The organism is Streptomyces sp. NPDC006691 (assembly GCF_042869955.1).
GTDB lineage: Bacteria > Actinomycetota > Actinomycetes > Streptomycetales > Streptomycetaceae > Streptomyces.
The window spans coordinates 32,710-50,538 of the sequence record NZ_JBIAGW010000028.1 but is presented as its reverse complement, the minus strand read 5'-3'; the positions used below and the strand labels follow the sequence as shown (position 1 = coordinate 50,538).

Below are 17,829 nucleotides of genomic sequence, written 5' to 3'. Positions count from 1 at the left end.
ATCCCCGGTTTTTGCCGGCCATCCCCGGCTCACCGGCCACCCATCTGACGAGGACGTACCGTGACGCTCACTGCCGCCGCACCCGAAGGCCTGGACATCGTCGTGTCGACCATGGCGTCGGACGCGCACACCTGGAACCTGGTGTTCCTCCAACTGCTCCTGGAGGAACACGGCCACCGGGTCACCAACCTCGGCGCCTGCGTCCCCGACGAGTCGATCGTCGAGCAGTGCCGCCGTACAAGACCCGACCTGATCGTGCTCAGCAGCGTGAACGGGCACGGAGCGCTGGACGGTCGACGGGTGATCGCCCAACTGCGCGCGACGCCCGAACTCTCCACCACACCCACGGTGATCGGCGGCAAGCTCGGTATCACCGACGAGGCCGACGCGCAGGCGGGCCGGACACTGCGGGAGGCCGGCTTCGACGAGGTCTTCACCGGGATCGGCGCGATCGAGCGGTTCACGGCCTACCTCGCCGAGCGCGCCGGCATGGTCGCGGCATGACGGCGCCCGAAGCGTCGTTCGGCGGCTTCGTGGCCCGGGCACGGGACGCGGGCACCCTGGTCGTCCAGCCGAGGATGGGGATGAGCCGCCCCGAGCAGATGCGGGCGGGACTGCACGCCACCCGGCACGCCGCGGCCACCACGGTCGGCACCCTCACCGTGGACAGCTACACCAGGACCGGCGAACTCGACGCGGCCCGGCGGGCCGTGGAAGCCGGCACCGCGCTCAACGGCTATCCCCTCGCCACCCACGCGCCCCACGTCACCCGTGGCGTACTTGACGGGATCGTCGGGCCGGACTTCCCGGTGCAGGTCCGCCACGGCTCGGCCCGGCCCGGCCCGGTCTTCGCCGCGCTGCTCTCCAGCGGGCTGCACGCGACCGAGGGCGGCCCCGTGTCGTACTGCCTGCCCTACAGCCGCGTCCCGCTGGCCACCGCGGTCGCCGACTGGGAGCGGTGCTGCACCCTGCTGGGCGGGGCCCGGCGGCACGGCACCGAACCGCACCTGGAGACGTTCGGCGGCTGCATGATGGGCCAGCTCTGCCCGCCGTCGCTGCTGGTGGCCCTCAGCGTCCTGGAGGCGCTGTTCTTCCGTCGGCACGGCCTGCGCAGCGTCTCGCTCAGCTACGCCCAGCAGACCAACGTCCGCCAGGACGAGGAGGCCGTCGCGGCGCTGACCGCGCTCGCGGCCGAACTGCTGCCGGACGTGGAGTGGCACGTGGTGCTGTACGCCTACATGGGCCTGTACCCGCTCTCGCCCGGGGGCGCCACGCTGCTCCTGGACGAGGCGGCCCGGCTCGCGGTGCGCACCGGCGCGGCCCGTCTGGTGGTGAAGACGACGGCGGAGGCCCACCGCATCCCGACCATGCAGGAGAACGTCAGCGCGTTGGAGACGGCGGCCGCCACCGCGGCGGCGACCCCCATGCCGACCGGGCCCGCACCCGACACCGGGATCCACGCCGAAGCCCGGGCCCTGGTGGAGGCCGTTCTCGGCCTCCACCAGGACATCGGCCGGGCCCTGGTGCTCGCGTTCGCCCGGGGCTACCTCGACGTGCCGTACTGCCTGCACCCGGACAACGCCGGCCGGACGCGCAGCGCGCTCGCGCCCGACGGGCGTCTGGAGTGGGCCGATACCGGCTCGCTGCCACTGCCCGGCCACCGGCGGGCGGGGGGACGGCGGGCGATCCTCGGCTCCGCCGACCTCATCGGCGCGCTCTCGTACGTCCAGCGCACCTTCGACGAACGCGCCTTCACCGCCCTGTGACCCCTGTCCGGGCGCGCGCCACCGGCCGCGCCCTCCTCCGCACCAGCGAACCCGAAGACCGGAGACGACCATGCCCGAAGCCTCCTCGCCCCTGCCCGACCCCCGGGCCCACCTCACCTCTCCCGCCACCCGCAGCACCCTGCGGATCCAGACCCACCTGCTCGCCTCGGCACGGGAGTTCCTGACCGCCGCCGGGTTCACCGAGCTGCTGCCGCCGGTGATCGGCCCCGTCACCGACCCCGGCTCGCGCGGCGCCAAGCAGGTCGACGTCGACTTCTACGGCCACCGCTACAAGCTGATGACCAGCGCCATCCTGTACAAGCAGGCGTCGCTGCTCGCCTTCGACAAGATCTTCTGCATCGCCCCCAACGTCCGTCTCGAACCGCTGGAGACGACCGACACCCACCGGCACCTCGCCGAGTTCCACCAGCTGGACGTGGAGATGGCGGGTGCCGGGCGCGAGCAGGTGCTCGACCTCCTGGAGGATCTGCTCGTCCACATGGTGGGCCGCACCGTCACGGCCCTGCCCGACGACTTCGCCCGGCTCGGCCGGGACGTGGACGCCTTCGCCGATCTGCTGCGCGGCGGCTTCGGCCGCACCACGCACACGGAGGCGGTCGCGGCACTGCGTGCCTCGGGACACGGCCAGAGCCCGGATGCCGAGATCGACTGGGCGGGCGAGGCGCTTCTTTCGCAGAAGGCGAGCCGTCCCTTCTTCGTGACGGACTACCCCAAGGGCTCCCGCGGTTTCTACGACCGCGAGTCCCGCACCGAGCCCGGCGTGCTGCGCAATTTCGATCTGATCGCGCCGGAGGGGTATGGCGAGTTGTGCAGCGGCAGCGAGCGGACCAACGACTACGCGGCCATCGTCACCCGCATCCGCGAGACCGGCGAGAACCCGAGCAAGTACCGCTGGTACCTGGACCTGGTGCGCGAGGGGGTGCCCGCCAGCACGGGCTTCGGTGTCGGCGTCGAGCGGCTGACCCGCTACGTCGCGGGCCGCGCGGCTGCCTGGGAGGCCAGCGCCTTCCCGAAGCTGCCCGGGGTGGTCTCCCCGTGAGCGCGCGGGTGCGGCCCCTCTCGACCGCGACCGGTGCGGACCTGCGCACGGATGCCGACGTCACCGTCCAGGGTGTCCACGAGGGACCCGCCGCCACCGGAGCGGGATGCCCTGGGGAACATACGGTCACCGGAGCGGGACGCTACGGGGAATCGGCGGTCACCGGGGCGGACGTCCCCGGGGTGGCGAGCATCAGCGCCCCCGGCTTCCCCGAGGAAGAGGTGCGCCGACGGGCCAGGACCGGGGCCGCGGCGGCCTTCCCGCCGGCCGACGCGTACGGGCGGGTGCTGTTCGGCGCCGTCGCGCGGACCACCGGCGACGAACTGGACGCGCTGCGCCTGGTGCCTCCCGTCTTCATGGCGGAGCGGCTGGCCAAACTCATCGAGCTGGGGCGCGAGCCGATGTACGGCGACGTCGACCTCACCACCACCATCGGCGGCTTCACGGCTCCGCTGCCGGTGTACGTCTCGGCTCTCGGCTCGACCCGCGCCGCCGGCGGCGACCCGGGACTTGCGCTCAGCCGTCAGGCCGGGGAACTCGGGCTGCCGATGGTCATCGGCGAGAACGTGGTCCCGGTCGAGGGATACGGCCGCTCGGGCGAGGACGCCTCGCGCTCCCTGCTCGGGAGGCTGTGCGCCTACACCGCCCACCTGGCTGACGGTCTGGGCGGGGTGGCGGTGCAGCAGAGCACCGAGGACGCCGACGCGGAGGTGTGGAACCTCGTCTACAGCGACCCCGCGGCCCGCCCGCTGCTCGACTCGGGACGGCTCGCCTTCGAGCTGAAGACCGGGCAGGGCGCCAAGCCGGGGCTCGGCGGCATGACGGTCCTGGATGCAGAGCACGCGGCGCGTCTCGACGGCTGCTTCGGCCTCGACGGCGGCCTGCTCGGCGCGGGGCACGTCCTGCGCTCCAGCAGCCCCGGCACCTTCACGGCGGAGATCCTGCGCCAGCAGATCCGGCTGATGCGGAACAACTTCCCACGCGCCCGGGTCTGGGTGAAGCTGCATCCCGGACGGGACGTAGCGGAGGCCGCCCGGGTCGCCGTGGACGCGGGAGCGGACGCGGTCACGGTGGACGGCGCCGAGGGCGGGACCGGCTGGGCGCCACTGGCGTTCACCTCGCAGATCGGGCTGCCGCTCGGCGCCGTACTGCGCCGGCTCACGGCCGACCCGCTCCCGAACCTGCTGGTGTCGGGTCGGATGTGGGAGGGCTGCCGGGCTGCGAAGAGCCTCGCGCTGGGCGCCCGCGCGGTGGGGCTGGGACGCGCGGCGCTGCTCGCGGTGGCCGAGGACCCGGACCGGGGGCTGATCCGCTTCACCGACTGCCTGGCAACCGAACTGCGCCTGATCGTCAGCGCGTTGGGGAAGTACTCCGCCTCCACCCTGGCCCCGGACGACGTCTGGGCGCCCGGCGACTAAGGGGTGTCCGGGCCCGGGGCCGGGCCCGCCCGGCCGCGTAATGCCGCTGTTCTGCCGCTCCAACTTCCGGACCACATGTCGAACTCGTCCTACTGTCGGGCGTATTGGGGCCACTCTCCTCTCCTTGCCCGTTCCCGGACTCCTTCCTTCAGCGGGGTTGAACCATGTCTTCACACGGAATCACAGACGCCTTCGACTCGGCGGTGCGCCGCCGCCCCTCCAGTCCCGCGGTGCACGGGGCGGGCAGGACCCTCACCTACGCCCAACTGGACCGACTGAGCCTGGCGTTGGCCTGGCGCATCAGGCCGGGCCAAGTCCTCGCGGTGTCGTCGGCGGACCGCACCGACTACGTGGTGGCGCTGCTCGCGGCGCTGCGGGCCGGCGCGGTCTACCTCCCGCTGGACGCCAGGGCGCCCGCGGAGCGCAACGCGTTCATCACCCGCGACGCCGGGGCGACCGCGTTCCTCACCGACGGCGAGCTCGTCACCGAAGGCACCGTCGACGGCAGCGGCAGCCACGCCCGTGCGGCCGCCGGGGCGGGCTACATCATCTACACCTCGGGAACCACCGGACTCCCCAAGGGAGTTCACGTGTCGGGGCGCGAGCTCGCCGGGCACATCGCGGCGGCCTCCCTGCGGTTCGGGACGACGGCCGACGACACCGTGCTGCACCTGGCCAGGCCCACCGTGGACGTGGCCATCGAGCAGGTGCTCACCGCGCTGACCACCGGCGCCCGCCTGGTCCTTCCCGACCGGGCGCTGCTCGCCCCGGGCGAACTGCTCGGCCTGCTCGCCGAGGAGGGCGTGACGGTCGCGAACCTGTCGGCCGGCTACTTCCAGGAGGTCGCCGCGGCCGTGCGCGCCGGCGCCCCGGTCCCCCCGACCCTGCGCCTGATGATCTCGGGCAGTGACCGGCTCTACCCGGAGACGGCGGCCGCCTGGATCGAGGCGACCGGAGTGGCGCTGATCAACGCGTACGGCCCCACCGAGACGGTGATCACCTCCACGCTCCGCGAACTCACCGCCGACGACACCTTGGTACCCATCGGCGGCCCCCTCGGCGAGCGCGCCCTGTACGTCCTGGACGACCGGCTGCGCCCCGTGGGACCCGGCGCAGCGGGCGAGCTCTACATCGGCGGGCCGCTGCTCGCCTCGGGCTACTGGGGCCGGCCCGGACAGAGCGCCGGACGCTTCCTCGCCGACCCCTTCACGGCGGTGCCCGGAGCCCGGATGTACCGCACCGGCGATCTGGTGCGACGCGACGGCCGGGACGGGGCGCTGGTCTTCCTCGGCCGCGCCGACCACCAGCTGAAGGTGCGCGGCTTCCGGATCGAGCCGGGCGAGATCGAGCAGGCCCTGGCCGCCCACCCGTCGGTGTCCGCCTGCGTCGTGACGGCACCCGGCGGGCGCCTCACCGCCCACTTCACCACGACCGGCGCGAGCGCCCCCGGCCACGCCGAGCTGCGCGCCTTCCTCGCCGCGCGGCTGCCCGAGCACATGGTCCCGGCGGCCCTGGTCGTCCTGGACGCCTTCCCGCTGACGACGAACGGCAAGGTGGACCGGGCCGCACTGCCGGAACCCGCAGCGATGGCCGCCACCGCGGCCGACACCCATGTGGCGCCCCGCACCGAAGCCGAACGCGTGCTGGCCGGCGTCTGGTGCGACGTCTTGGGCGCCCCCCGGGTGGGAGCACACGACAACTTCTTCCAGCTGGGCGGCGACTCACTGGCCGCCGTCCGGATGGTGGGCCGGATCGCCGACGCGTTCGGCCAGGTCTCCCCGTACGCCGTCTTCGACGCGCCCACCCTCGCGGAGTTCGCCGAGGAGGTGACCGGCGCGCGCGGCGACGGACGCCCCCGGCTGGGCCGCTCGGGACGCACCGAGGCCCCGCTCGCCCCCCTCCAGCGCGGCCTGTGGTTCCTCGACCAGTGGGACCCGGGCTCGGCCACGTACAACGTGCCCTGGGTGTACCGCTTCGACGGCACGGTGGACGCGGACCTGCTGCGCGCCGCCCTGGACACCGTCGTGGCGCGCCACGAGAGCCTGCGCACGGTCTTCGTCCTCGCCGACGAGGGGCCCCGCCAGGAGGTCCGCGCAAGCGTGGACGTGCCGTTCACCGTCACCGACGCCGCAGACGGCGAGCTGGAGGAGCTCATCACCGCCACCGCCCGGCTCCCCCTCGACCTGGAGCACGGCCCGCTGCTGCGCGCCCGGGTGCTGCGCTCCCCGGACGGCCGCACCACGCTCGTCCTGGTCGTGCACCACATCGTCTGGGACGAGGCGTCGCGGCCCGTCCTGGAGCACGAGCTCAAGGAGGCCTACGAGGCGCTGCGCGCAGGGCGGCCCCACCGGCTGCCCGAGCCGACGACCCAGTACGCGGACTACGCGGCCGGGGAGCACCACCCTTCGACGGCCCGCGCCGTGGAGGCACAACTCGACTACTGGGAGCAGCAGTTGAAGAACGTCCCGCAGAGCGAAGCCCTGCCCACCGACCATCCTCGACCCGAGGTCCAGGCGTTCCGGGGCGCCCATCACGCCTTCACGGTGCCGGAGCCGGTGGCGCGGGCCGTGCGCGACCTCGCCCGCGGCGAGGACGCCACCCCGTACATGGTGCTGCTCGCCGCCCTCGCGACGACGTTGCACCGCCGCTCGGGCGAACCGGAGCTGGTGATCGGTTCCCCGGTGAACGTCCGCGGTCGGGCAGAACTGCGCGACCTCATCGGCTACTTCGTCAATCTGCTGCCGCTGCGGCTGCGCATCGACCCCGACGCCTCCTTCACCGATCTGGTGCGCCAGACCCGTGACGCGGCCAGGGGCGCCTACCGCAACCAGGAGGCACCCTTCGACGCGATCGTCGACCGGGTGGTCGCCGACCCGCCGCCGGACCGCAACCCGCTGTGCCAGGTCGTCCTGGAGATGCACGGCACGGACGAGGAGCCGCTCCTCGTCGACGGCGTGCCGGTCACGCGCGAGCTGCACATGCACGGCGTCTCCCGCTTCGACCTGTCCATCTCGGTCGACGACCGCTCCACGGGGTACACCGGACGCTTCGAGTACGACAGCGACCTGTTCGAGCCGGCCACCATCGCCGCGCTCTGCGACGCCTGGATCGGCACCCTCGCCGCAGCCGTCGCGACACCGGCGCACCGCCTGTTCGAGACGGTCGCCGCCCGCACGCCCGACGCCACCGCGCTGATCGCCGGGGACGACTCGCTCAGCTACGGCGAGCTGGACCGCCGCGCCAACCGGCTGGCCCATCACCTGGCCGGGCTGGGCGCGGGGCGCGGTTCGGTCGTGGCGATCCTGGTCGGGCGCGGCCTCGACCTGGTCGTCGCGGCCCTCGCGGCCCTGAAGACCGGAGCCGGCTACACCCTGCTCGACCCCGAGTTCCCGCCGGCCCGGCTCGCCGCGGCGGCCGCCGACAGCGGGGCCCGCCTCCTGGTCACCCACCGGGAGGAGCCGGTGCCCTTCGACTGGACCGGCGAACGCGTCGACCTCGACGCCTGCGCGGACCGCATCGCCGCCGCGCCCGGACATGCCCCGGACGTACCGGTCACCGGCGAGGACCTGGCCTGCGTGATGTTCACCTCCGGCTCGACGGGCCGACCCAAGGGTGTCGCCGTCCCGCACCGCGCGCTGACCACCACCTACCTCGGGCAGGACTACGCGCGCTTCGGTCCCGACGAGGTGTGGCTCCAGTGCTCCCCCGTGTCCTGGGACGCCTTCGCCCTGGAGCTGTACGGTGCGCTGCTGTTCGGCGGTGTCTGCGTGCTGCAACCAGGCCAGCGGCCGGATCCGGAGGCCGTGGTCGAGCTGACGCGCCGCCATGGAGTGACCCAACTCCAGCTCTCCGCCAGCCTGTTCAACTTCCTCCTGGAGGAGTTCCCGGACGTCTACGCCGGGGTGCACACCGCGTTCACGGCCGGCGAGAGGGCCTCGGTGACCCATGTCGCCAAGGCGCTCGCCCTGTTCCCCCGGCTGCGCGTCGCCAACGGCTACGGCCCGGTGGAGAGCCTGGGCCTGACCACCTGCCACACGGTCCGTCCCGAGGATGCCGCCGCCGACTCCATTCCGATCGGCCGCCCGCTCGCCGGCAAGGGCATCCTGGTCCTCGACGCGGCCCTGCGCCCGGTGGCGCCGGGTGTGACCGGTGAGCTGTACGCCACCGGCGCCGGCCTCGCCCTCGGGTACTGGGGGCGCCCGGGTCTCACCGCCAGCCGCTTCGTCGCCGACCCGTACGGCCACGGCCGCCGCCTCTACCGCACCGGCGACCTCGGCCACCGCGGCGAGGACGGCCTCCTGGAGATCACCGGCCGGGCCGACGACCAGATCAAGATCCGCGGCTTCCGGGTCGAGCCCGGCGAGATCGAGGACCTGCTCACCCGGCGCCTCGACGTCCGCGAGGCTGCCGTCACCGTCCATCGCAACGCCGCGGGCACCAGCCGTCTGGCGGCCTACATCACCACCGGCGGCGCGCCGGTCGACACCGAGGCCGTCCTCAGTTGTCTGGCCGAGCAGCTCCCCGCTCACATGGTCCCCTCGACCCTCGACGTCCTGGACGCCCTGCCGCTGAATACGAACGGCAAGGTCGACCGGCGGGCCCTGCCCGCACCCGCCCAGGCCGCGGCCCCGGCCCGCATCCCCGGAAACGGCCGCACGGGCACCGTCGAACGCCTCGTGATCGCGGCGATCAGGGAGGTCGTCGGGGTGGAGGCGGTGGACCGCCACGACAACTTCTTCCGGATCGGCGGCAACTCGCTCTCCGCGGTGCGCGTCGCGATGCGCCTCACCCGGGAGACCGGCACCCGCGTGGCGCCGCAGCTGGTGTTCCGGGCCAAGACACCGAGCGCCATCGCCGAACAACTCCTGCAGCGCTGATCGTCCCGTCCAAGAAAGGTATGACACCGATGAGTTCAGCCACCGACGCGGCCGCGACCCGATCGGCCCCGGTATCGGGGCTCCAGCGCGGCCTGTGGTTCCTCGACCAGTGGGACCCCGAGAACGCGACCTACAACATCCCCTGGGTCTTCACCTTCTCCGGGGCCGTGGACCCCGGGTTCCTCGAACACGCCCTCAACACGGTCGTCGCCCGCCACGAGGCGCTGCGCACCACGTTCACGCTGTCTTCCACAGGCCCCTGCCAGCTGGTCCACGAGGGTCTGCACGTTCCCCTCGTCGTCACCGACCTGCGCGGGCTCACCGAGGCCGAACAGCACCATCGGGCCGAGGAGTTGACCGGCTCCGAGGCGGCCACCCCCTTCGACCTCGGGGCGGGGCCGCTGCTGCGGTCCTCACTGCTGCGCCGGGGCGAGGGCGACGTCCTGGTCCTGGTGGTGCACCACATCGTGTGGGACGGCTGGTCGGCCGGCGTCTTCGAGACGGAGTTCGCCGAGGTGTACACCGCGCTGACCGAACAACGCCCGCCACGCCTGGCCGAGTTGACCACACAGTACGCCGACTACGCGGCTGAGGAGGCCGCCGGCTCCTTGGAGGAGCACCTGGCGTACTGGAAGGACCGGCTGGCCGGCGCCCCCTCCCTGCTCGAACTGCCGACCGACCGGCCGCGCCCCGACACCCCGACCCCGCACGGCCACACCACCGGCTTCGGCCTGCCGGCGGGCACCGCGGCCCGGGTCCGTGAGCTCGCCGAGGCGGAGGGGGTCACCCCCTTCATGGTGCAGCTCGCCGCGTTCGCCGTCCTGCTCAACCAGTACACCGGCGCCGAGGACATGGTCGTCGGCACGCCCGTGACCACCCGCAACCGGCCCGAACTCGAAAACCTGGTCGGATACTTCGTCAACCTGCTGCCGCTGCGCATCGGGCTGCGCCCCGACATGACCTTCGGCGAGCTGGTGCACCACGTCGAGGACGCGGCGCTGGACGCATACGGCTACCTCGACGCGCCCTTCGACACCATCGTCGACCACCTGGGCCTCGACCGCTCCGTCCAGCACGCGCCCCTCGTGCAGGTGGTGTTCGGCTCGCACACCGAAGACGGCACCCCACTGCGGTTCGGCCCGACCACCGCGCGGCGGCGCACGCGGTCCAACGGCACCACGAAGTTCGACCTCACCTGGTCCCTGTACGACGACGGCGAGCTGCGCGGCGAGGCCGAGTTCCGCTCGGACCTGTTCGACATGGAGACGGTGCGCCGGATGGCGGACGACTGGCGCGCCCTGCTGGCGGGGGCGCTGGACGCGCCCGGGCGGACGCTGCGGGAGCTGTCCGGCGCGCGGGAGAGGCCGGCTCCTCCCGTGCACGTGCCCGAAGGGCGCACCCTGCACCGGCTGTTCGAGGAGGCCGTCGACACCTACCCCGACTCCACCGCGCTCACCTGCGGCGCCACCTCGCTGACCTACCGCGAGCTCGACGAGCGGGCGAACAAGATGGCCCATGCCCTCATCGCCCGCGGTGTGCGCCCGGGCGACCGGGTCGGCCTGCTGCTCGACCGCACCGAGGCCATCCCGCTCTGCGTACTCGCGGTCCTCAAGACGGGCGCGGCCTACGTCCCGGTGGACCTGACCGCGCCCGCCGACCGCGCTGCGGCGGTCTTCGGCGACACCGCGGTCGCCGTCGTGATCAGTGACCGGCCCGACCGGGTCCCCGCGGGGCCCTGGCACGTGCTCGTACCGGCGGCGGTGGCAGCGCTGCTGGCCGTACTGCCGGCCACCCGCCCGGCTGTCACGGTGCGCCCCGGCGACACGGCGTACATCATCTTCACCTCGGGCTCCACCGGCCGCCCCAAGGGCGTGGCGATCGCCCACGAGCACGTCAGCCGGCTGATGGCAGCCGGCGCAGGTCACTTCGCCTTCACCCCGTCCGAAGGGCAGCGGGTGTGGACGCTGTTCCACAGCTACGCCTTCGACTGGACGGTCTGGGAGCTGTGGGGCGCGCTGCACCACGGCGGCCGGCTGGTCGTCGTCCCGTACGTCACCAGCCGTTCGCCGGAGGAGTTCGTGGAACTCCTCGCCGAGGAGGGCGTCTCCTTCCTCTGCCTGACCCCGTCCGCCCTGCGGCAGCTTGAACTCGCCCTGCGCACCCACCCGCGCGAGCTGCCCGCGCTGCGGCAGATCATGCTCGGCGGCGAGGCGCTCGACCCGGCCGTGGTCGACCGCTGGTACTCCCTGAGCCCGCGGCCCCCGGCCCGGCTCTGCAACCTGTACGGGATCACCGAGACCACCGTCCACGTCACCACCCACGACATCGAGCGGGCGGAGGGTTTCGCGCGCAGCCTGATCGGCACCCCGATGCCCCACCTGAGCGCGGTCGTCCTCGACGACTGGCTGCGGCCCTGCCCGGTGGGGGTGCCCGGCGAGCTGTACATCGGCGGCGGAAGCCTGGCCCACGGCTACTGGGCGCGCCCGGGGCTCACCGCCACCCGCTTCGTCGCCGACCCGTACGGAACAAGTCCGGGCGCCCGGCTCTACCGCACCGGCGACGTGGCCAAGCGGCTGCCGGGCGGCGGCCTCGAATACATCGGCCGGGCCGACTTCCAGGTCAAGCTGCGCGGCTTCCGCATCGAACTCGGCGAGATCGAGAGCGCGTTGACCGCACACCCGGACGTGGAGGCCGCCGTGGTGACCGTCCACGACCAGCGACTCGCCGCGTACGTCACGGGGCGCGAGCTCTCCGGTGTGCGGGAGTTCCTCGGCCGCTCGCTGCCCGAGTACATGATCCCGGCGAGCGTCACCCTGCTCGACACGCTGCCGCTGACCGTCAACGGCAAGGTCGACCGCAAGGCGCTGCCCGCCCCTGCGACGCACACTGCGCCCCGCGCGGGCTCCGGGCACACCGCGCCCCGCACCCCGGTGGAGCGGGTCTTCGCCGAGGTGTGGTCGGACGTGCTCGGGATCACCGGCATCGGGGTGGAGGACGACTTCTTCCACTTGGGCGGCGACTCGATCCGGGCCGTGCAGCTGGCGGGCCGGCTGCACGAGAGCGGTTGGGCGGTCACCCTGCGGGACATCTTCAACGCGCCGACCATCGCCGCCCTGGCGCCGCTGGCCCGCCCGGTGGCCGAGGACGAGGGCGCGGCGGACCCCTTCGCGCTGATCGACGCGCAGACCCGCGCGGAGCTCCCGGTCACGGTGGTGGACGCTTACCCGATGGTGTCCATGCAGCTCGGCATGGTCTTCCACATGGAGATCGCCGGCGGGACCGACAGCTACCACAACGTCAACAGCTATGAGATCGACGGGCCGTTGGACGAGGACGCCTTCCGCCGGTCGGTGGTCGAGGCGATGGGGCGCCATCCGGTCCTGCGCACCGGCCTCGACCTCTCCGGGTACCGCGAACCGCTCCAGCTGGTCCACGGCGAACTGCCGCCCCCGGTCGTCTTCGAGGACCTGCGCGGGCTGTCCGACGAGGCGCGGCGGGCACGGATCCTGGCGGTCTTCGAGGAGCACCGCTCGGCGCCCTTCGACCTGATGGCGCCGCCCCTGTTCCGGATCACCGTGCAGCGGCTCAGCGACGCCTCGTTCCAGCTCACGATCTGCGAGCACCACGCGATCCTCGACGGCTGGAGCTTCACCTCGCTGATGACCGAACTCCTGGAACGTCACAGCGCGTTGGCGAAGGACCCGGGTGCGGCCCCGGTCGCGCCGCCCGGTTCGGCGTTCCGCGACTTCGTCACCGTGGAGCAGGAGGCCGCGGCCGATCCCGACTCACTGGCGTACTGGCGGGCCAAGCTCGACGGCGTCAGCGCGGAGCTGTGGGAGGGCGCGGGCGCCACCCATGAACTGGCGCGCACCGTCGAGCGGGTGCTGCCCGAGGCCCCGGGACAGCTGCGCAGGGTGGCCGACGCCACCGCGGTGCCGGTCAAGTCGGTGGCGCTCGCCGCCCATCTGCGGGCCCTGCAGTCGATCACCGGCCACCGCCGTGTCACCACCGGACTCGCGATGAACGGCCGCCTCGAACGGCGGGGCGGCACCGAGGTGTACGGGCTCTTCCTCAACACCGTGCCGCTGGTGGCCGAACCCCGCGCGGACGATCCGCTGGCCCTGGTGCGCGCGGTGCACCGCGAGGAGCTGGAGATGATGCCGCACCGCCGGGTGCCCGTCGCGCGCCTGGCCCGGCTGATGCAACGTCCGCGCCTGGACAGCCAGTTCGGGTTCCTGCGCTTCCACGCCCTCGGGCAGCTCAGCGACGCGCGGATCGTGGACGGACGGATCGGCTGCGAGCCGACCATGCGGCACGAGCCCAACAGCTTCGCCTTCGGCGCCTCACTCATCCAGGACCCGGTCTCCGACCGCGTGCTGCTGGCCGTGGACCACCAACGGTCCGTGGTGCCGGACGCACTCGCCGAGTCCTTCATGGACGCCTATGCGGCGGCCCTCGCCGAACTGGACGCCGCCGTATGACGCGCCCCGACCAGCCCGGCCCCGACCACACCCGGCCCGACCGGCGCCTGCCCCTGCCCCACACCCCGGAAGGAACACCCCGCATGACCTCCACCGCCCCCGCCCCCGCCGCCCACATCGACCCGTTGGCCGGCTTCCGGGCCGCCGCCGAGGCGGCCCCGGACCGGATCGCCGTCCGCGGCAGCGACCGCACGCTGACCTTCGCCGAACTGGCCCGGCGCACCGAGGCCCTGGCCGGCGCGCTGCGCGCCCACGGCGTCGGCCGCGGCGACCGGGTCGGCGTCCATCTGCCCCGCACGAGCGACCTGCTGGTCGCGCTGCTCGCCGTGTGGCGCACCGGCGCCGCCTACGTTCCGCTCGACCCGGCCTACCCGGCCGAGCGGCTCGCCTTCATGGCCGAGGACGCGGGCATCGCCCTCCTCCTGACGTCGGGTCGGCACACGGTGCCGCTGCCCGCCCACGTCCCGGTCCTCACCCCGAACGCGACCGGCCCCGCCGCTCCCGACGCCCGGGTGACCGCTGCCGACGCGGCGTACGTCATCTACACCTCGGGCTCCACCGGCACCCCCAAGGGCGTCGAGGCCACCCGCGGCGGTGTGGCGGCCCTGCTGGCCGGGCTGAGCGGGCTCGGGATGTACCGGGCCGAGCCCTCGGTGGTGGGCTGGAGCGCCAGCGTCTCCTTCGACGCCTCGGTCCAGCAGTGGGCCCGGGTGTGCCGCGGCGACGGCGTGGTGGTGATCGACGAGGCGACCCGGACCGACCCGGCACGCCTGATCGCGCTGCTCGACGAGCACGGTGTCACCGACCTGGACCTGACTCCCTCGCACTGGGAGCTGCTGCGCGAGGTGTTCGGCGACCGCCGGGTGCGGCTGTTCATGGGCGGCGAGCCGGTACCGGTCCGCGTCTGGGACGAGCTCGGCTCGCGCGGCATCGACGCCCTCAACCTGTACGGCCCCACCGAGTGCACGGTCGACTCCACCGCCACCCCCATCACCGGTCCGACCCCGCACCTGGGGGCGCCCCTGCCGAACGTGGGCGTGCACCTCCTGGACGAGGGGCTGCGGCCGGTCGCCGCCGGCGTCACGGGCGAGCTGTATGTGGCGGGCCCGGGCCTCGCCCACGGCTACGTCCGCCGCCCGGGCCTGACCGCCGAACGCTTCGTCGCCTCCCCGTTCGCGCCGGGCGCCCGCCTGTACCGCACCGGCGACCTCGCCCAGTACGGCACGGACGGCACCCTGCGGTTCGGCGGCCGGGCCGACCGGCAGCTCAAGCTGCGCGGCTTCCGCGTCGAGCCGGGCGAGATCGAGGCGGCCCTCACCGCTCACCCGGAGATCGCCACCGCGGCCGTCGCGGTCCGGCAGACCGAGCACGGCGACCAGCAGCTGGCCGCGTACGTCACCACCACGGGCGCCGGCGCCCCGGACGCTGCGGCCGTGCTCGCCCACGCCCGCACCGTGCTGCCCGCCCACATGGTCCCGGCGGTCGTGCACGTCCTCGACGCCCTGCCGCTGACCCCCAACGGCAAGGTGGACCACCAGGCCCTGGCGGCCCTGCGTCCGGTGGCGCGGCCGGCGGCCCCGGCCGCGGCGCAGCAGCCCGCGCCGCAGGCGCACTCGGCGGCGGGACCGCCCGCGGCAGAGTCGGCGCAGCCCACTGCGGCGGAGCCCGGTCTTGCCGAGCAGGTCGCCGAGGTGTGGCGCACCGTGCTGGACCGCGACGACATCCGGCCCGAGGACGACTTCCTGTCGCTCGGCGGCCACTCGCTCGCCGCCCTGCGCGTCACCCACGTGCTCCGCCGCCGCCTCGGCATCGAGCTCCAGCTGCGCCACCTGCTCGACTCCCGCGACCTGGCCGACTTCACGGAGACGGTCCGCCAGGCGACGAGCGCGGACGCACCGCGCCGTCCCGCGCTCGTCGGCAGTGGGGCGGGCGCCCGGTGAACGGCCCCCGCCCCCGCGTCGAGGGCGACTGGCTCTTCGTGCCGGCCCCGCAGGAACACCGCCCCTACCGGCTGTTCTGCTTCCCGCACGCCGGCGGCGACGCCACCGCCTACACCCGGCTCGGCCACGCGCTGGCTCCGGCCGCCGAGGTCTGGGCGCTGCGGATGCCCGCGCGCGGCGGGCGCGGCCGGCACCCGATGCCGGCCACCTTCGACCAGCTCGTCCGCACCGTCGTCGAGGCCATCGGCCCGCACCTGCACGGCCGGTTCGGGTTCTACGGCCAGAGCTTCGGCTCCCTGCTGGCCTACGAGGTGGCCCGGGCACTGCCCGGGGACCGGCGCCCGGACGCGGTGATCGCCGCCTCGGCCTCCCCGCCGCACGAGTGGGGCGGCACGACGGCACCGCAGCGCGACGCCGAGGACCTGCTGCGGCTTGCCGGGATGGGTGAACTCATCGCTTCGGCACCGGAGTTGAGGGAGATGGCGCTGCACGCCATCCGCGCCGACCTGGGCGTGCTCGCCACCTACCGGCACCGCGGCGCCGCGCCGCCCGCCTGCGACCTGTACGCGCTCGCCGGCGACGCCGACCCGATGCTCGACGCCGGCGTCCTCGCCGGCTGGTCGCGGCACACCACCGGGGACTTCGGCCTCACGGTGGTGCGCGGCGGCCATCTGCTCGCGACCGTGGAGGAGCCCGGCCCCGTCGACGTCCTGACCTCGGTCATCGGGCGGGAGCGGACCCGGCCCGGCAGGGCGGACCAGTGGCTCCCGCCCCGGTCCGTCCGGCCCCGCCGAACTTCCCCTCAGCTGCCTGAATTCCTGCCGGGCGGCGGCGGTTCACGCCGATAGCTTGAACGAGCGCGGACGGCACGCCCGTCGAGAGCGGGCACCGCGAACGCCGCGTACACCGGCGGCCACCCGCGGCCCGCGCCGCCCACCCGCATCACCCACCCGCACCACCCCGCAGCGCACACCGCGCACCCACCCATGGAGGAACCACCCATGTCGAACCCCTTCGAGGACGAGAACGGCACCTACCGGGTCCTGGTCAACGAGGAGAACCAGCACTCGCTGTGGCCGAGCTGGATCGACGTACCGGCCGGCTGGACGGTCGTCTTCGGCGAGGACACCCGCCAGGCCTGCCTCGCCCACATCGAGGAGAACTGGACCGACATCCGCCCCGCCAGCCTCGTCGCCGCGCTGGCCGGCTGACGCACGGACCTGACGGAGACCGACATGACACCGACCGACATGACACAGGCACCGCACTGGGAGATCGCGGAGGGCCGCCCGGCCCTCACCCGGATCGAGGGCATCGACACGATGGCGGCGGCCACCGCCTGGCTGAGCGACCACCTCCCCCGGCTCCGGTCGGCCCTCGCCGAGCACGGCGCGCTGTTCCTGCGCGGCCTGCCGGTGGCCACCAGCGAGGACGTCGCCCTGGTCCGCGACGTCCTGCTCCCCAACCCCACCCCGTACCGCGAAAAGGCCACCCCGCGCAGCGACTTCGGCAACGGCGTGGCCTCCTCGACGGACCTTCCGGCGCACCAGTCGATCCGGATGCACAACGAGAACAGCTACACCCTCACCTTCCCGGGGCGGCTCCTGTTCGCCTGTCTCACGGCGCCGGCCGAGGGCGGCGCCACCCCGGTCGCGGACTGCCGCAAGGTGCTGGCCCAGCTGCCGGCCGAACTCGTCGAGCGGGTCCGTGCCACCGGCTGGACGCTGACCCGCACCTACTCCGAGTACGTCTCCCTCGACTGGCGCACGGCGTTCGCCACCGAGGACCCGGAGGCGGTCACGGCGTACTGCGCGGAGAACCACATCGGTGCCGAGTGGCAGGAGGACGGCCGGCTGCGCACCCGCCAGCTGCGTCCCGGCATCGTCGTACACCCGGAGACCGGCGAGGAGACCTGGTTCAACCACCTCGCCTTCTGGAACGAGTGGTCGCTCGACCCGATCATCCGCGAGGCCCTCACCGACGAGTTCGGCTCGGACGGCCTGCCGTTCAACACCGGCGTCGGCGACGGCATCCCGCTCACCGAGGACGACGTGGCGAGCATCAACCGGGCCTACGAGGCGGCGACCGTGCGGGAGCCCTGGCAGCGGGGAGACCTGCTGCTCGTGGACAACATCTCCACCTCGCACGGACGGGACCCGTTCTCGGGCGACCGCAAGATCGCCGTGGCGATGGGCGAGCCCGTCGACGTCCTCGACTGCCGGCCCGGCGTCCTTCCGGCCGCCCTGCCGGCCGCCGCCCTTTCCGTGTGACCCCTCCCCGCACAGTG

The 17,829-nt window shown here is 73.7% G+C and carries 10 protein-coding genes; all 10 read left to right on the top strand.

Annotated features, from left to right (window positions below; genetic code table 11):
- Positions 1–60 precede the first annotated feature (60 nt).
- Entirely contained in the window at positions 61–504 is a 444-nt protein-coding gene (locus ACFYNP_RS35280; RefSeq protein ID WP_388419576.1) for a cobalamin B12-binding domain-containing protein, read from the top strand.
- Positions 501–1,766 carry a methylaspartate mutase gene (locus ACFYNP_RS35275; RefSeq protein WP_388419574.1) on the top strand — a complete coding sequence of 422 codons (1,266 nt, stop codon included), beginning with the start codon at positions 501–503 and terminating at the stop codon, positions 1,764–1,766. Before ACFYNP_RS35280 ends, ACFYNP_RS35275 begins: the two co-directional genes overlap by 4 nt.
- Positions 1,767–1,836: 70 nt before the next feature.
- Positions 1,837–2,826 (top strand): asparagine synthetase A, encoded by a 990-nt coding sequence (locus tag ACFYNP_RS35270; RefSeq protein ID WP_388419573.1) that lies wholly within the window; start codon positions 1,837–1,839, stop codon positions 2,824–2,826.
- 182 nt (positions 2,827–3,008) lie between these two features.
- Positions 3,009–4,244: a glutamate synthase-related protein gene (locus tag ACFYNP_RS35265; RefSeq protein ID WP_388791322.1), complete on the top strand. Its 1,236-nt coding sequence runs from the start codon at positions 3,009–3,011 to the stop codon at positions 4,242–4,244.
- Positions 4,245–4,408: 164 nt separating this feature from the next.
- Positions 4,409–9,121 (top strand): amino acid adenylation domain-containing protein, encoded by a 4,713-nt coding sequence (locus ACFYNP_RS35260; protein ID WP_388791302.1) that lies wholly within the window; start codon positions 4,409–4,411, stop codon positions 9,119–9,121.
- A gap of 29 nt (positions 9,122–9,150) precedes the next feature.
- Positions 9,151–13,602 (top strand): amino acid adenylation domain-containing protein, encoded by a 4,452-nt coding sequence (locus ACFYNP_RS35255; RefSeq protein WP_388791300.1) that lies wholly within the window; start codon positions 9,151–9,153, stop codon positions 13,600–13,602.
- An 83-nt stretch (positions 13,603–13,685) separates the two neighbouring features.
- Positions 13,686–15,542 (top strand): non-ribosomal peptide synthetase, encoded by a 1,857-nt coding sequence (locus ACFYNP_RS35250; protein ID WP_388791298.1) that lies wholly within the window; start codon positions 13,686–13,688, stop codon positions 15,540–15,542.
- The gene (locus ACFYNP_RS35245) at positions 15,539–16,390 is read left to right on the top strand and encodes a thioesterase II family protein (protein ID WP_388419566.1); all 852 of its coding nucleotides are present in this window, start codon (positions 15,539–15,541) and stop codon (positions 16,388–16,390) included. The genes ACFYNP_RS35250 and ACFYNP_RS35245 overlap by 4 nt, the downstream gene beginning before the upstream one ends.
- Positions 16,391–16,543: 153 nt before the next feature.
- Positions 16,544–16,753 carry an MbtH family protein gene (locus tag ACFYNP_RS35240; RefSeq protein WP_328313225.1) on the top strand — a complete coding sequence of 70 codons (210 nt, stop codon included), beginning with the start codon at positions 16,544–16,546 and terminating at the stop codon, positions 16,751–16,753.
- Between the two features lie 24 nt (positions 16,754–16,777).
- Positions 16,778–17,812, top strand: coding sequence for a TauD/TfdA family dioxygenase (locus tag ACFYNP_RS35235; protein ID WP_388419564.1), 1,035 nt, complete (start codon positions 16,778–16,780; stop codon positions 17,810–17,812).
- The last annotated feature ends 17 nt before the right edge of the window (positions 17,813–17,829 follow it).

Excerpts from the sequence above, each read along its gene's own strand:
- ACFYNP_RS35275 (WP_388419574.1), top strand. The coding sequence starts at position 501 with ATGACGGCGCCCGAAGCGTCGTTCGGCGGCTTCGTGGCCCGGGCACGG.
- ACFYNP_RS35240 (WP_328313225.1), top strand. The coding sequence starts at position 16,544 with ATGTCGAACCCCTTCGAGGACGAGAACGGCACCTACCGGGTCCTGGTC.
- ACFYNP_RS35250 (WP_388791298.1), top strand. The coding sequence starts at position 13,686 with ATGACCTCCACCGCCCCCGCCCCCGCCGCCCACATCGACCCGTTGGCC.
- ACFYNP_RS35235 (WP_388419564.1), top strand. The coding sequence starts at position 16,778 with ATGACACCGACCGACATGACACAGGCACCGCACTGGGAGATCGCGGAG.
- ACFYNP_RS35255 (WP_388791300.1), top strand. The coding sequence starts at position 9,151 with ATGAGTTCAGCCACCGACGCGGCCGCGACCCGATCGGCCCCGGTATCG.
- ACFYNP_RS35270 (WP_388419573.1), top strand. The coding sequence starts at position 1,837 with ATGCCCGAAGCCTCCTCGCCCCTGCCCGACCCCCGGGCCCACCTCACC.
- ACFYNP_RS35260 (WP_388791302.1), top strand. The coding sequence starts at position 4,409 with ATGTCTTCACACGGAATCACAGACGCCTTCGACTCGGCGGTGCGCCGC.